We start from the raw sequence: 14,724 nt of genomic DNA on the forward strand, positions 1-14,724 counted from the left end.
CGACATGGCGTACAGGGATTCTGCGGTCGTATCGTGATCGAACTCGACCCACGGCCCTATGATGCTGCCAACACACGCGCGTCACCGGGATCGGGGCTCGCGAAACCAGCAAGCCGGTGGGGGCGAACTCGCACCTACGGCACCGACGTACACGGTCGAACAGGAGGTGGAGCGCCGTGCAGGGACTGATCCTGCAATTGACCCGTGCGGGGTTCCTGCTTTTGTTGTGGTTATTCGTGTGGGCGGTATTGCGCACCCTGCGCAGCGACATCTACGCGGCATCCGGCATCCGGATCCAGCCCAGGGCCGCACGCGGTTCCGCGGTGCTGCCGTCTTTCAGCCGAGGCCAGAAGGGCGCCAAATTTCTTGTGGTGACTCAAGGTTCACTCGCCGGCACTCGCATATCGCTCGGCACCCAACCGGTGCTGATCGGACGTGCGGACGACTCAACGCTGGTACTCACCGATGACTATGCCTCGACTAGGCATGCGCGACTCTCGCCGCGCGGTGACGACTGGTACGTCGAAGACCTCGGCTCGACAAATGGCACCTATCTCGACCGCGCGAAAGTCACCACCGCGGTCCGAGTTCCACTCGGCACCCCCGTTCGTGTCGGCAAAACAGTGATCGAGCTGCGATCGTGACACTTGTTCTCCGCTACGCAGCGCGCAGCGACCGCGGTCTTGTCCGAGGCAACAACGAGGACTCCGTCTATGCGGGTGCACGCCTACTCGCACTAGCCGACGGGATGGGCGGCCACGCCGCTGGCGAGGTCGCATCGCAGTTGATGATCGCCGCGCTGGCCCATCTCGACGATGACGAGCCCGGCGACGATCTGCTCGGCAAGCTCAACGCGGCCACCCATGAGGGCAACGCCGCCATTGCCGATCACGTCGAGGAGGAGCCCGAACTCGACGGCATGGGCACCACGCTCACCGCCATCCTGTTCGCGGGCAAGAAGCTCGGCCTGGTGCACATCGGCGACTCCCGCGCCTATCTGCTGCGCGGCGGCGAGCTGGCCCAGATCACCCGCGACGACACCTTCGTCCAGTCGCTGGTCGACGAGGGCCGGATCACCCCCGAGCAGGCGCACACCCATCCGCAGCGTTCGCTGATCATGCGCGCACTCACCGGCAACGAGATCGAGCCGACGCTGATCATGCGCGAGGCCCGCGCGGGCGATCGCTATCTGCTGTGCTCCGATGGACTCTCCGATGTGGTCAGCGATGAGACCATCGCCAACACCATGCGCGAGGGCAGCACCGACGAATGTGCCGATCGTCTCATCGAACTCGCATTGCGCAGCGGCGGCCCGGACAACGTCACCGTGGTCGTCGCCGATGTCATCGATCTGGACTATGGGCAGAGCCATCCGATCGTGGCGGGTGCGGCCTCGGGTCAGGACGAGGACACCCCGCCGCCGAATACGGCGGCCGGGCGCGCCGCCGCGATGCGCCCGCCGCGGGCGGAGCCGCGCCGCGCCGCCGCCACGCCCGAGCCGCCTGCGCAGAGCAAATCCCATAAGCTGCGGTGGATCCTGCTCGCGGTCGCCCTGGTGGTGGCCGCGGCTGTCGGATTGCTGGTCGGCTACAAGATGATTCGCAGCAACTACTACGTCGGTGCGGATAACGGCCAGGTCGTCATCCTGCGTGGGCTCCCGGGTTCGGTGCTCGGATATTCGATCCACGAGGTCGAATCGCTCGGCTGTGTCGACGCCGGCGGCACCCTCGCGCTGAAGCAGCCCGATGAGAGTCTGCCGCCGAAGTGCAAGGCGCTCAAGGTGTCCGATCTCAAGCAGACCGGGCGCGATCAGGTCGACAAGGGACTGCCGCCGGGCTCGCTGGACGATGCCCGCAAGCAGATGCAGACCCTGGCACAGAAGGAACTGCTGCCCGCCTGCCCGCCCAAGGAAGCGGTGCCGCAGCCCGGCGTCGTGCCGCCGCCTGCCGAACCGCCCGTGTCGCCCGGTGCGCCCGCGCCGACCTCGGTGGCACCGACCAGCGAGAATCGGCAGCCGCCCGCACCCGAGCAGCCGATCGAGACCAAGAGCCCCGACGCCAAGACCCCGACGGCGACGGCGTCGCCGAACCCCCAGACGGCGGGGGAGCCTTGCCGGGTGACGGACTGATGTCCGCTCCGGCACCGCCGTCCGCTGGGGCCTTTCCCAGTCCCCCTGGCGGATTCGCGCCCGCGCCGCCGCCGTCGACCAGACGCAACGCCGAACTCTTATTGCTCGCCGGTGCGGCGGTGATCGTCACCGTCTCGCTGTTCCTGGTGGAAGCGAGCCAGGAACAATCGGTCACCTCGGATATCGCCAAATACGGTCTCGCCTACCTCGCCCTTTTCGCCCTGGCACATCTGGCGGTGCGGCGCTTCGCCCCGTTCGCCGATCCACTTCTACTTCCGATCGCCGCGCTACTCAACGGACTCGGCTTGGTGCTGATCCATCGGCTCGATCTCGCCGATGCGCAGACGGCCGTGTACAACTCGTGGCCGATCCCCTCCCCCGATGCCAATCAACAGATCCTGTGGACCGGCCTCGGGATGATCATCTTCATCGGGATCCTGGTCGTGCTGCGCGATTACCGCACGTTGGCGCGCTACAGCTACACCCTGGGTCTCGTAGGCCTTGTCGCGCTGGCGATTCCGGCATTGCTGCCCGGCGCGTATTCGGAGACCAATGGCTCCAAGATCTGGATCCGGCTGCCCGGATTGAGCGTGCAGCCGGGTGAATTCGCGAAGATCCTGCTGATCATCTTCTTCGCCTCGGTGCTGGTCGCCAAGCGCGATCTGTTCACCGCGGCCGGGCGGCATTTCCTCGGCATGGAGTTCCCGCGCGCCCGCGACCTCGGACCGATCCTGGTGGTCTGGATCGTCTGCATCGGGGTGCTGGTCTTCGAAAAGGACCTCGGCACTTCGCTGTTGATCTTCAGCACCGTGCTGGTGATGCTCTACATCGCGACCGAACGGGTCGGCTGGCTCGTGATCGGCGGCGCGCTGCTGACCATCGGATTCTTCTTCGCCTACCAGGCCTTCAGCCATGTGCGGGTGCGCACGCAGACCTGGCTGCACCCGTTCGCCGACTACAACAACACCGGCTACCAGATCTCGCAGTCGCTGTTCGGACTGGCCACCGGCGGACTGGCGGGCACCGGCCTCGGCAGCGGACGGCCCTCGCAGGTGCCCTTCGCCAAGACCGACTTCATCATCACCACCATCGGCGAGGAACTGGGCCTGTTCGGACTCGCCGCGGTGCTGCTGCTGTTCCTGGTGTTCGTGGTGCGCGGACTGCGGACCGCGCTGGCCGTGCGCGACAGCTTCGGCAAGCTGCTGGCCGCGGGACTGGCCTTCACCATCGCGATCCAGCTGTTCGTGGTGGTCGGCGGTGTCACCAAACTGATTCCGCTGACCGGCCTCACCACACCGTTCATGTCCTACGGTGGTTCCTCGCTGCTGGCCAACTACGCGCTGCTGGCCCTGCTGATCAAGGTGTCCGACGCGGCTCGCGCCCCCGCGCCGGTGCGCAAGAAGGATCCGGTGGCCCCGATCGCGGAGGCGGCTACCGAGCTCCTGCGCAAACCGGAAGCGAGGCCGCAGGAATGAACACCCCGCTCCGACGGGTCGCGGTCGCGGTGATGCTCATGATCGTCGCGCTACTGGTCAACGCCACCTACGTGCAGGTGATCAAGGCCGACGACTACCGCACCGATCCACGCAACTCGCGGGTGCTGCTCGACGAATACGCCCGCCAGCGCGGGCAGATCTCCGCGGGCGGCACGGTACTTGCCAGTTCGGTCGCCACCGATGACCGCTACAAGTACCTGCGCACCTACCCCACCGATCCGCAGGCGTACGCACCGGCCACCGGCTTCTACTCGATGCAGTACGGCAGCACGGGTCTGGAGCGCGCCGAGGATACGGTGCTCAACGGCTCGGACAATGCGCTGTTCGGACGGCGCCTGATCGATATGATCTCGGGTCGTGATCCGCGCGGCGGCAATGTGCTCACCACGCTGGATCCGATGATGCAGCAGGTCGCCTACGACCAGTTGACCGCCAAGGGCTTCACCGGTTCCGTGGTGGCGATCGAGCCGAGTACGGGCAAGATTCTCACCATGGTGTCCACCCCCAGCTACGACCCGAACCTGTTGTCCGGGCACGATGGCGCCCAGGGCACCAAATCTTGGGAAGAGCTGAGTGCGGACCAGCGCCAACCCATGTTGAATCGTGCTGTGTCGCAGACCTATCCGCCGGGCTCCACCTTCAAGGTAATCGTCACCGCCGCCGCGTTGGCCAACGGCACCGCAACCCCGGACGACCAGTTCACCGCCGCGCCGAACATCACGCTTCCGGGCACCACCACCACGCTCGAGAACTACAACGGCAGCACCTGCGGCAACGGTCCCACCGCAACGCTCACCGAGGCGTTCCGCCGATCCTGCAATACCGCCTTCGTCGAACTCGGCCTCAAGGTCGGCTCCTCGAATCTCAAGGACGAGGCCGCCGCGTTCGGCATCGGCCCGCACCGCGGCATCCCGATTCCGGTCGCCGAGAGCACCGTCGGCACGATTCCGGACAACGCCGCGCTGGCCCAGAGCAGCATCGGCCAGCGCGATGTCGCGCTCACCCCACTGGACAACGCCGTCATCGCCGCGACCATCGCGAACGGCGGCGTGCGCATGGAGCCGTACCTGGTCGATCAATTGCAGGGACCCGATCTGAGCGAGCTCTCGAAGAACAAACCCGTCTCAGTCGGACAAGCCGTCAGCGCCCAGGTAGCGTCAACGCTGACCAACCTGATGATCGCGTCGGAGGACAACACCGTCGGACACGGCCAGACCCGGTATCAAATCGCCTCTAAGACCGGAACCGCCGAACACGGAAGCAATCCGCGCAATACGCCACCGCATGCCTGGTACATCGCCTTCGCGCCCGCCCAGAACCCCAAGATCGCCATCGCGGTGATCGTGGAGAACGGCGGCGATCGGGCGCTGGCCGCTACCGGTGGCTCGGTGGCCGCGCCAATTGCCCGCGCGGTGCTGGACGCCGGTTTGCGAGGGCGCTGAGAGATTATGAACGTGCGAGTGGATGTACGGGGGCCGGGATGCTGAACAACGGCGCAATGATCGCCGACCGATATCGTCTGCAACGCCTGATCGCCACGGGCGGTATGGGGCAGGTCTGGGAGGCGCTCGACACCCGGCTGGACCGCCGGGTCGCGGTGAAGGTGCTCAAGTCCGAGTTCTCGGCCGACCCTACCTTCCGGCACCGGTTCCGCAGTGAGGCCAAGACCACGGCCCAGCTGAATCATCCCGGTATCGCCGGGATCTACGACTACGGCGAGACCCTGGACCCGAGCGGCGGAGAGACCGCCTACCTGGTCATGGAATTGGTGCAGGGCGAACCGCTCAATACCGTGCTGAACCGGCTCGGGCGACTCTCGGTGGCCCAGGGTCTGGACATGCTGGAGCAGACCGGCCGCGCACTGGAGGTCGCACACGCCGCGGGTGTGGTGCACCGTGACGTGAAACCGGGCAATATCCTGGTCACCCCGACCGGTCAGGTGAAGATCACCGATTTCGGCATCGCCAAGGCGGTCGACGCCTCCCCGGTGACCAAGACCGGCATGGTGATGGGCACCGCCCAATACATCGCGCCCGAGCAAGCGGTCGGCGAGGACGCGACCGCGGCCAGCGATGTGTACGCCCTCGGTGTAGTCGGCTACGAGGCGCTGGCCGGGCAGCGGCCGTTCAGCGGAGACGGCGCGATCACCGTCGCGATGAAACATGTGCGCGAGGCCCCGCCGCCGATGCCGTCCGATCTGCCGCCCAATGTGCGCGAGCTCATCGAGATCACCATGGGCAAGGATCCGGCCCTGCGCTATGCCCGCGGCGGCGAGTTCGCCGACGCCGTCGCCGCCGTTCGCGCCGGACGCCGCCCACCACCGCCGGTCGGCGCCGCCGGACCGATGGCGACCGGCGCGACCCGGGTGCTGCCGCCCGGTCCGACGGTGATCCTGCCGTCGCACGACTACGAGGGCGCGACGGTCCGATACAACACCCCGGCCGCCCCGATGGGGGTAGCGGGCGCGACGGGGCAAACGCCCATCGGCGCACCCAAGACGGTGATGGGTTCCGGTGCCACCCGCGCCAACCCGGCGCCCGGTCCGGAAACGTCGAGGTTCACGACCGGCCAGAAGGTCGGCGCGGCCGTCGCCGTCGGCTCGGTACTGCTCGTCGGTCTCGTGCTGTGGCTGCTCTTCGGCGGCGATACCAACCCGGATACCGTGCACCCGCCCACCACCTCGAAGGTCGTGGTGCCGCCGGTCACCACGCCACCGCCGACGACCACCGAGCCGCCGACGACCATCGTCTCCACGACCAGACCGGCCCCGCCGCCGCCACCGCCGACCACCACCGAAGCGCCGACGACGACGCCACCGCCGACGACGCCACCGAGCACCACGGTGCCGAGTACAACGAAACCATCGAAAACAACGAATCCGTCCACCACCACAAGAGGCTCGTGGTTCCCTACGCTCGACTTACCATTTCCGGATAGTCCCGGTGCCCGAGGACCCTCGGCCACTTCAGGCGCTGCTACTCCGCAAGGACAACCATGACGACCCCGAAGAATCTCTCCTCCCGCTACGAGCTGGGTGAGATCATCGGGTTCGGCGGCATGTCCGAAGTCCACAAGGCGCGCGATCTACGGCTCAGCCGGGACGTCGCGATCAAGGTTCTGCGTGCCGACCTGGCCCGCGATCCAACGTTCTACCTGCGCTTCAAGCGTGAGGCACAGAACGCCGCCGCACTGAACCATCCGGCCATCGTCGCGGTCTACGACACCGGTGAGGCGGAGGTGGACGGCGGCCCGCTGCCGTACATCGTGATGGAGTACGTCGACGGTGACACGCTGCGCGATATCGTGCGCGGCAAGGGGCCGATACCGCCGCGCCGGGCCATGGAGATCGTCGCCGATGTCTGCGCCGCACTGGATTTCAGCCATAAGGCCGGGATCGTGCACCGCGATATGAAGCCGGCCAACATCATGATCAACCGGGCCGGTGCCGTGAAGGTGATGGACTTCGGCATCGCGCGGGCGATCGCCGACAGCTCCAATCCGATGACCCAGACCGCGGCCGTGATCGGTACCGCGCAATATCTTTCGCCCGAGCAGGCGCGCGGTGAGACCGTCGACGCGCGCTCGGACGTCTACTCCGTCGGCTGTGTGCTGTTCGAAATCCTCACCGGCGAGCCGCCCTTCACCGGCGACTCGCCGATCGCCGTTGCCTACCAGCACGTCCGGGAAGATCCGCGGCTGCCCTCGCACGTCCACAACGGGGTGCCGCGCGAGCTGGACTCCGTCGTGCTCAAGGCGATGAGCAAGAATCCGGCCAACCGGTACCAGTCCGCCGCCGAGATGCGCGCCGATCTGATCCGGGTGCTCGGCGGGCAGAGGCCCAGTGCGCCGATGGTGATGACCGACGAGGACCGCACCACCATCCTCGGCTCGAACGAACCGCCGCCGCGCAGCTTCCGCACCGTCGAACGCAATGACGACACCGCCGAGCAGGAACCCGCCGAACCGGCGAATCCGCGCCGCAACCTCTACATCGCGCTCGGCGCCGCGGCCGCGGTAATTGTCGCGTTCGCCTTGTTCTGGGTGCTGATCGGACCGGGCGCGCGCCCGGAACAGGTCGCCGTGCCCGACCTTTCCAACAATTCGGCGCAGCAGGCCCAGGATCGGCTGCAAAAGCTCGGCTTCACGGTGGCCATCCAGCAGAAGCCGAATAACACGGTCGCCACCGGCAATGTCATCTCCACCCAGCCGCTCGGCGGTTCCCGGGTCGACAAGGGCAGCACCATCACCGTGCAGGTCTCCACCGGACCGGCACAGGTCCAGGTCCCACGGCTGGCCGGTATGACCCAGGAGCAGGCCGAGCAGCAGCTGAACGCCAGCGGCCTGCGGATGGATCCGACCGTGCAACGCAAACCGTCCAGTGCGCAGGAAGCCGACAAGGTGATCGGCACCGAACCTTCGGCGGGCTCCAGGGTCGATGTCGACCGGGCCGTCGTCGTGATCCTCGGCTCCGGTCCGGAGCAGATCCGGGTGCCGAATGTCGTCGGCCAGGACATCAGCGTCGCGCAGCCGAATCTGGTGGACAGCGCCGGATTCAAGATCACCATCCAGGAGGTGCCCTCCTCGAAGCCCAAGGGCGAGGTGCTCTCGACCAGCCCCGCGGGCGGCACCACCGCCGATAAGGGATCGACGGTCACCGTGCAGATCTCCAGCGGCGACATCACGATGCCGAGCCTGGTCGGCCTGACCCCGGCGCAGGCGCTGGACAAGCTGCGCCAGGCAGGCTGGACCGGCACCTCGGCCCAGATCAACCAGTCGACGCAGGGCACCTTCGATACGACCAGCGTCGGCCGGATCGTCAGCCAGCAGCCTGCGGCCGGATCGTCGATCGCGAAGAACGGAACGGTCTCGATCACCACGTACGTCCTCGGGCCGCCGTGATCGCGGCACCCAGGTCAGGGGCCTAAATACGCGGAGAGGCGGACCGCACGGTCTGATCGGCGCGAGAATGGGACTGTTCCATCCCAACCCCTCGTGGAAGAGGAGGCAGTCCCATGACTACTGCCAGGGACATCATGAAGCCCGGTGCCCAGTGGATTTCCAAGGACGAGACCGTTGGCAAGGCCGCGCGGCTGATGGCCGAACTCGGCGTCGGCGCGCTGGTCATCGCCGATGAGAACGAACGGATGTGCGGGATCATCACCGACCGCGACATCGTGATCAAATGCATCGCCCAGGGTCGGCCCCCGGCCAACACCCGCGCCGAGGAGCTCTGCGAGGCGACGCCGCGATGGGTCGACGCCAATGCGGATGTCGACGAAGTCCTCGACGAGATGGAGAGTCACCGGATCAAGCGAATGCCGGTGATTGATCACAAGCGGCTGGTCGGGATGATCACCGAGGCCGACCTCGCGCGGCACCTCGACGAGAACCAGCTCGGCGAGTTCGTCACCGCGGTCTACGGCAGGCCCTGACAGGCTGATCGTTTCGAGCGACCTGCAAGCAGTCGCTACGGCCCGTTTCGAGCGACCTGCAAGCAGTCGCTACGGCCCGTTTCGAGCGACCTGCAAGCAGTCGCTACGGCTGAGACAGATCCAGGTGGCGATTCATCGACATCGCCTCCTCGGCCAGTTCCGCCAGTTCGACCACTTCGACGCCGTGCTGCCGCAGCTTCTCCACCCCGACGCAATTGGTCACGAAGGTCGTCGGTTCCCGCCAAGCGATGACCACGCGCGGGATCCCGGCCCGCAGGATCCGGTCGGTGCACGGCAGCCGCGTCGCGGTGGCGCGCTGTGAACATGGTTCCAGCGTGGAGTAGATCGTCGCTGCGGCCAGGCGAGAATCGTCCGCGTCGAGTTTGTCGAGCGCGGACTCCTCGGCGTGGACCTTCTCGTCGGTCTCCCGCGAATAGCCCGTCGAGATCTCGATGCCGTCGGCCACGATGACCGCGCCGACCGAGAACGCGGTCGGACTGGTCGGGCACAGCCGCGCCAGCTCGATGGCCCGGCGCATGAATTGGATATCGGTCCGGTCAGCCGACATCGAAGGACCTCCGCGATCGGGAAAACTCAGCGGTCATTTGCCACACCGCCGGACTCTCGCGGCAGGTAGCGCAGTAGCGCGACATCACCGATCCGACTGACCTCGGCCAGGTGCATTCTGCGGGCCGGGTAAGCGGCCGGGCCGAGGAAGCGGGGCGCGGCCGCGTGCCCGACGACGATCGGCGCGACCGCTATCTGCAATTCGTCGGCCAGGTCCGCCGAGAGGAATTCCGTGTGGACGCGCGTGCCGCCCTCGACCATCAGCCGGGCGATGCCACGGCGACCGAGATCGTCGAGGATCGCACCGAGGTCGATATCGGTACCGAGCGAGACCACCTCGGCGAGACCCGCCAGCCGATCGCCGAGCTTCGCCGCACCGGCGGCGGTGGTGTAGACGAGCTTGTCGCCGCCGTGATGCCAGAACCGCAGTTCGGGATCCAGGTCACCGCGCGCGCTGACGGCGACCTTCAGCGGGTGCTCCGGCTTACCCGCCGCGATGCGCGCGGCCCGCCGGTCCGCACTGTTGACCAGCAATCGGGGATTATCGCGACGCAGCGTCTGCGCGCCGATCAAGATCGCGTCGGAATCCGCGCGCACCTGATCCACCCGATCGAAGTCCGCCGCATTCGACAGCTTCAGCCGCTCCGGACCGGCATCGTCGATATATCCGTCGACGCTGACCGCGACGGACAGCAGGACATAGGGACGGATCCCGCGCGTCACTGGGTCACCAGTGCCGCGACCTCCGCCTCCAGCATCTCCACCAGCGCCTCGGACGGACGTTCGCCGCACACCTCGAGCCAGTTCGCCAGCATCCGATGCCCGCCCTGGGTGAGCACCGATTCGGGATGGAACTGCACGCCGTGGATCGGCAGCGTGCGGTGCCGCATGGCCATCACGATGCCGGTGTCGGTGCGGCCGAGCACCTCCATATCCGCGGGCAGGGTGTCCTCGAGGACGGTGAGCGAGTGGTATCGGGTCGCGGTGAACGGGTCGGGCAGACCGGCCAGCACGCCCGCGCCCAGGTGGAATACCGAACTGGTCTTGCCGTGCAGCAGTTCCGGTGCCCGAGTGACGGTGCCGCCGAATGCCTCGCCGATGGCCTGATGTCCGAGACACACCCCCAGCAGCGGAATGCCGTGCCGGGCGCAGGCGTGCACCAGGTCGATGCTCGCGCCCGCCCGATCCGGGGTGCCGGGGCCGGGGCTGATCAGGATGCCGTCGTATTCGACGACCACGGCATCCAGGTCGGCCAGCTTCGGGTCGTCATTGCGCCAGACCACGGCCTCGGCACCCAACTGGCCGAGGTACTGCACCAGGTTGAACACGAAGCTGTCGTAGTTGTCGACGACCAGTACACGCATGCTGTCGAGATTACGTGGCGACCCGGCGGACCGTCGCATGCATTACCAGTTGGGATAGCCTAGAGGCAGACCGGAGGGGACCTGAGCCCTCGCCCGGGCCCATTCCGCATACGCCGGATCGGGTACCGCGGCAAGCGAGCCGGGCACCATAATTCAACCGAATCGCACCCGCCGGTACCCGACCTGAACGCCGAACACGAGGACGACATGCCCAAGTCGAAGGTCCGTAAGAAGACCGACTACACGATCAATCCCGCCAGCCGCACGCCGGTGAAGGTGAAGGTAGGGCCGTCTCCGGTCTGGTACGTCGTGATCATGCTCGGCTTCATGCTGGCCGGGCTGCTCTGGCTGCTCGTCTACTACCTGGCCAATGACCGCATCACCTGGATGGCGGATCTGGGCGCGTGGAACTTCCTCATCGGCTTCGGGCTGATGGTCATCGGCCTGATCATGACGATGCGGTGGCGCTGACCGTCGATTAGCCGGCTGTTTCCAGCGACCTGCAGAACTCGCCAGCGGCTGGGATTACAGACGTGTCATTCATGCACACCTGTGGATAACCATGTGGACAACTCGAGGAACGATTGGGGAAAGTGAGCGTGGATCCCGAATCCGATTCGCCTGATCCGCTGCCTCCAGAGCCACGCACCACTTGGACCACGCCGATGGCCGGACTCGTCGCGGTCACCATCGGCGGTGTGGTGCTGACCGGTGCCGCCGTCCTCGCCAAGGATGGGCCGAGCCGCCTGCTCATCGGGTTGGCCGCGGTCGGCCTGTTGGCCTTGGCCGGACTCGGATTCCGGCAGCGCCCACGACTGAGCATCACCCCGGGCCCCGAGCCACGTCTCGTGGTTCGCACCCTGACCGGCCCGACCGAATATCGACGCGATCAGATTCTGCGCGCGCGGGTGGTCGGCTACCGCCGCCTCGGCCGCAAGAATCCCATGCTCGAAATCGACGTCGAGCAGCACGGCGACGAACGCCTGCTGATCTTCGGCCGCTGGGATCTCGGCACCAGTCCGGACGAAGTCTTCGAAACCCTTGTCGCACATGGCCTGGCGCAGTAGCGGTGCGCCGAATCCGTGCGGCGGCAACGTTTCACGTGAAGCATCTACCGCAGTGATACCGCCCCGGCAACGATGACGGCCAGCGCCGCGACGGCGACCACGGCGACCGCGGCCCAGCCGATCAGCCGGGCATTCTCTTGGGATTTCGCGCGCAACCACTCGGGCAGGAACAGAATGCCGAGCGCGGCGAGGGTGCCGGCGGCCAGTCCGCCGAGGTGTCCGGCCAAGGAGATGCCGGGCAGCGAGAAACTGATGAAGACGTTGATGCCGATGAGGATCAACATCTGATTCGGGTTCTGCCGGACCCGGATCAGCAGCACCGTGATGGCGCCGAACAGGCCGTACACCGCGCACGACGCACCCGCGGTGAGACTGTCCTCGGCGAAAACCATGACCGCGGCCGAACCGCCGAACAGCGACACCAGATAGACCACCAGATAGCGCACCCGTCCGAGCACCGGCTCGATGCTCCGGCCGACCACGTACAACGCGAACATATTGAGCAGCAGGTGAATCGGACCGTAGTGCAGGAAGCCGGATCCGATCAGCCGCACATACTGGCCGTGCGCCACCGCGGGCGGGTACAGCACCCAGTCGACGTACAGCGCGGAATGGGAGGTGTTTTCGACCAGGCTGCGCGATTGGCCCGCGGTGACCGCGAAAACAATGGTGTTCAGCGCGATCAGCACATAGGTGACATACGGAATCGGCATCCGCGCGGCCTGTGCACCGGCCACCGTGCGCACCGGCCGGACCTCACGCTGACCCTGGCGGACACAGTCGACACAATGCTGGCCGACCGCGGCCGGACGCAGGCATTCCGGACAAGCGGGCCGCCCGCACCTCGTGCAGGCCAGACCCGTCGGTCTATTGGGGTGGCGGACGCATGTCGGTGCGGGCGGTTGAGCGTTCATCGGATTATTCGATGGTGATCGTGGAGATGGTGACGGCTTCCTTGGGTCGGTCGTTGCGATCGGTCGCCGTGGTCGCGATGGCATCGACGACCTTGCGCGAATCGGGGTCGACAACCTCCCCGAAGATGGTGTGCTTGCGGTTCAGATGCGGCTGCGGGCCGACGGTGATGAAGAACTGCGAACCATTGGTTCCCGGTCCCGCATTCGCCATCGCCAGCAGGTAGCCACGGTCGAAGCGCAGCTCCGGATGGAATTCGTCGCCGAATTCATAGCCGGGTCCACCGCGTCCGGTGCCGGTCGGGTCACCGCCTTGAATCATGAACCCGTCGATCACCCGGTGGAAGACCGCGCCGTCGTAGAACGGGCCGGAGGTTCCGCCGCTCGCGTTCTCGGTCGTGTACGGCGCCGATCCGTCGGCGAGGCCGACGAAGTTCCGCACCGTCTTCGGTGCGTGGTTACCGAAGAGCGAAATCTTGATATCGCCGTGGTTGGTGTGCAGCGTCGCCACAGCGGTCTGATTCGGTGAGGTCACCCCGTCATGCTAGTCAGCGAGACATCCATCTTCGCCACACCGGTCCCTAGGCGCGCGGGGATCATGTCGGGACAACTGATGTCGCGGGCATTGGCCTACTGCGCGATGCGCGGGTATGTGCCACAGTTGTCGAATGACCTTGGGGCGCCTGCTTGGATCCACACGTTCTCGTAACCGACTAATCGCGGCGGTCGTTGTCGCGCTGGCCGGTGGTGTGGCCTGGCTGGTCCGCAGTAAGCGTCCGCAACCGCCGGAGCCCGCACCCGCGCCGCCGCGCATCGGATACTCCCGCAACGGTTCCGCGCCGACCCCCTTGGCGGGCGCTGGCGCGGATAACGGTCGCTGACGAACGATCGCCGCTGACCAGGGCGCGGGCCCGGTCAGCGGCTGACGGTGCGCTTGTACTGACGCAGCGCCAGCGGGATGAATGCCAGCAGAATGATCACCACCCACGCCAGCGTGGTCACCACCGGATGCTGCATCGACCACGCCTCCGATTTCGGCGCGATCGGGCTGGTATTGCCGAACAGATCGCGAGTCGCCTTGGTGACCGCGGAGACCGGATTCCATTCGGCGAATATCCGCAGCCCCGTTGGCAGATTCTCGAGCGGCACGAAGGTGTTGGCCAGGAAGGTCAGCGGGAAGATCACCATGAAGCTGGCATTGTTGAACACCTCGGGTGCGCGGACCAGCAGGCCGACCACGGCCATGATCCAAGAGATCGCATAGGCGAACAGCAGCAACAGCACATAGGCGAGCACCGCGTCGAGGAACGATCCGCGGATCCGCCAGCCGACGACATAGCCGGTCAGCGACATCACCACCAGGCTGACCACATTGATCACCACATCGCTGATGGTGCGCCCGACCAGTACCGCCGACGGCGCCATCGGCAGCGAACGGAATCGGTCGATGATGCCCTTCTGCATATCCTCGGCCAGGCCCAATCCGGTGAACGTCGCGCCGAACACCACCGACTGCGCGAAGATGCCCGCGATCAGGAACTCCCGGTAGCCGCCCGACATGCCGGGCACCTGGATCGCCGAGCCGAAGATGTAGGCGAACAGCAGCACGAACATGATCGGCGACAGCGTCGAGAAGATCAGCACATCGGGCACACGCTTGATCTTGATGACATTCCGCTTCGCGATCGTCAAGCTGTCGCTGAAGACGATCGATAGGCGCTCACCGAGTGGCATGGCGGTTCTGGCGTCCAGGGTCGCC

General features: G+C 66.4%; 16 protein-coding genes. 10 read left to right on the top strand and 6 right to left on the bottom strand.

Translation table 11 applies throughout. From position 1 onward, the window contains the following. The first annotated feature begins 176 nt into the window (after positions 1-176). The 7 genes from ACHQ4I_RS02535 to ACHQ4I_RS02565 all read left to right on the top strand — a co-directional run bounded on the left by ACHQ4I_RS02535 (position 177) and on the right by ACHQ4I_RS02565 (position 9,056). On the top strand, positions 177-644 hold the full coding sequence (locus ACHQ4I_RS02535; RefSeq protein WP_014980860.1) for an FHA domain-containing protein FhaB/FipA: 468 nt from the start codon (positions 177-179) through the stop codon (positions 642-644). Next, entirely contained in the window at positions 641-2,128 is a 1,488-nt protein-coding gene (locus ACHQ4I_RS02540; protein WP_420769999.1) for a PP2C family protein-serine/threonine phosphatase, read from the top strand. Before ACHQ4I_RS02535 ends, ACHQ4I_RS02540 begins: the two co-directional genes overlap by 4 nt. After that, the gene (locus tag ACHQ4I_RS02545; RefSeq protein ID WP_420770000.1) at positions 2,128-3,603 is read left to right on the top strand and encodes an FtsW/RodA/SpoVE family cell cycle protein; all 1,476 of its coding nucleotides are present in this window, start codon (positions 2,128-2,130) and stop codon (positions 3,601-3,603) included. Before ACHQ4I_RS02540 ends, ACHQ4I_RS02545 begins: the two co-directional genes overlap by 1 nt. Next, on the top strand, positions 3,600-5,066 hold the full coding sequence (locus ACHQ4I_RS02550; RefSeq protein WP_420770001.1) for a peptidoglycan D,D-transpeptidase FtsI family protein: 1,467 nt from the start codon (positions 3,600-3,602) through the stop codon (positions 5,064-5,066). Before ACHQ4I_RS02545 ends, ACHQ4I_RS02550 begins: the two co-directional genes overlap by 4 nt. Before the next feature lie 38 nt (positions 5,067-5,104). Beyond that, complete coding sequence (locus ACHQ4I_RS02555; RefSeq protein WP_420770002.1) at positions 5,105-6,622, top strand: serine/threonine-protein kinase; 1,518 nt, start codon at positions 5,105-5,107, stop codon at positions 6,620-6,622. Next, positions 6,619-8,523 (top strand): Stk1 family PASTA domain-containing Ser/Thr kinase, encoded by a 1,905-nt coding sequence (gene pknB / locus ACHQ4I_RS02560; RefSeq protein ID WP_420770003.1) that lies wholly within the window; start codon positions 6,619-6,621, stop codon positions 8,521-8,523. Before ACHQ4I_RS02555 ends, pknB begins: the two co-directional genes overlap by 4 nt. A 113-nt stretch (positions 8,524-8,636) precedes the next feature. Further along, positions 8,637-9,056, top strand: a complete 420-nt coding sequence (locus ACHQ4I_RS02565) for a CBS domain-containing protein (protein WP_420770004.1) — start codon at positions 8,637-8,639, stop codon at positions 9,054-9,056. Positions 9,057-9,159: 103 nt separating this feature from the next. On the opposite strand, the gene ACHQ4I_RS02570 is transcribed toward ACHQ4I_RS02565, so the two are convergent. The 3 genes from ACHQ4I_RS02570 to ACHQ4I_RS02580 are packed head-to-tail and all read right to left on the bottom strand — an operon-like array spanning position 9,160 to position 10,987. Beyond that, positions 9,160-9,624: a deaminase gene (locus ACHQ4I_RS02570; protein WP_420770005.1), complete on the bottom strand. Its 465-nt coding sequence runs from the start codon at positions 9,622-9,624 to the stop codon at positions 9,160-9,162. Positions 9,625-9,650: 26 nt separating this feature from the next. Beyond that, the gene (locus ACHQ4I_RS02575; RefSeq protein ID WP_420770006.1) at positions 9,651-10,346 is read right to left on the bottom strand and encodes a RibD family protein; all 696 of its coding nucleotides are present in this window, start codon (positions 10,344-10,346) and stop codon (positions 9,651-9,653) included. Continuing rightward, entirely contained in the window at positions 10,343-10,987 is a 645-nt protein-coding gene (locus ACHQ4I_RS02580; protein ID WP_420770007.1) for an aminodeoxychorismate/anthranilate synthase component II, read from the bottom strand. Before ACHQ4I_RS02580 ends, ACHQ4I_RS02575 begins: the two co-directional genes overlap by 4 nt. Positions 10,988-11,194: 207 nt before the next feature. Here ACHQ4I_RS02580 and crgA point away from each other — a divergent pair, with 207 nt between their 5' ends. Continuing rightward, entirely contained in the window at positions 11,195-11,458 is a 264-nt protein-coding gene (crgA, locus tag ACHQ4I_RS02585) for a cell division protein CrgA (protein WP_420770008.1), read from the top strand. Between the two features lie 194 nt (positions 11,459-11,652). After that, entirely contained in the window at positions 11,653-12,054 is a 402-nt protein-coding gene (locus ACHQ4I_RS02590) for a PH domain-containing protein (RefSeq protein ID WP_420770176.1), read from the top strand. Positions 12,055-12,098: 44 nt separating this feature from the next. Here ACHQ4I_RS02590 and ACHQ4I_RS02595 read toward each other — a convergent pair whose 3' ends face one another. Both ACHQ4I_RS02595 and ACHQ4I_RS02600 read right to left on the bottom strand, forming a co-directional pair. Then, complete coding sequence (locus tag ACHQ4I_RS02595; RefSeq protein ID WP_420770009.1) at positions 12,099-12,968, bottom strand: rhomboid family intramembrane serine protease; 870 nt, start codon at positions 12,966-12,968, stop codon at positions 12,099-12,101. 4 nt (positions 12,969-12,972) lie between these two features. Then, positions 12,973-13,500 carry a peptidylprolyl isomerase gene (locus tag ACHQ4I_RS02600; protein ID WP_420770010.1) on the bottom strand — a complete coding sequence of 176 codons (528 nt, stop codon included), beginning with the start codon at positions 13,498-13,500 and terminating at the stop codon, positions 12,973-12,975. 133 nt (positions 13,501-13,633) lie between these two features. Between ACHQ4I_RS02600 and ACHQ4I_RS02605 the strand changes: the two genes are divergently transcribed. Further along, complete coding sequence (locus tag ACHQ4I_RS02605; protein ID WP_420770011.1) at positions 13,634-13,846, top strand: hypothetical protein; 213 nt, start codon at positions 13,634-13,636, stop codon at positions 13,844-13,846. Positions 13,847-13,880: 34 nt separating this feature from the next. On the opposite strand, the gene ACHQ4I_RS02610 is transcribed toward ACHQ4I_RS02605, so the two are convergent. After that, positions 13,881-14,699, bottom strand: a complete 819-nt coding sequence (locus ACHQ4I_RS02610) for an ABC transporter permease (protein WP_420770177.1) — start codon at positions 14,697-14,699, stop codon at positions 13,881-13,883. Between the last annotated feature and the right edge of the window lie 25 nt (positions 14,700-14,724).

It is taken from the genome of Nocardia nepalensis (genome assembly GCF_048910785.1).
Taxonomy (GTDB): Bacteria; Actinomycetota; Actinomycetes; order Mycobacteriales; family Mycobacteriaceae; genus Nocardia; species Nocardia nepalensis.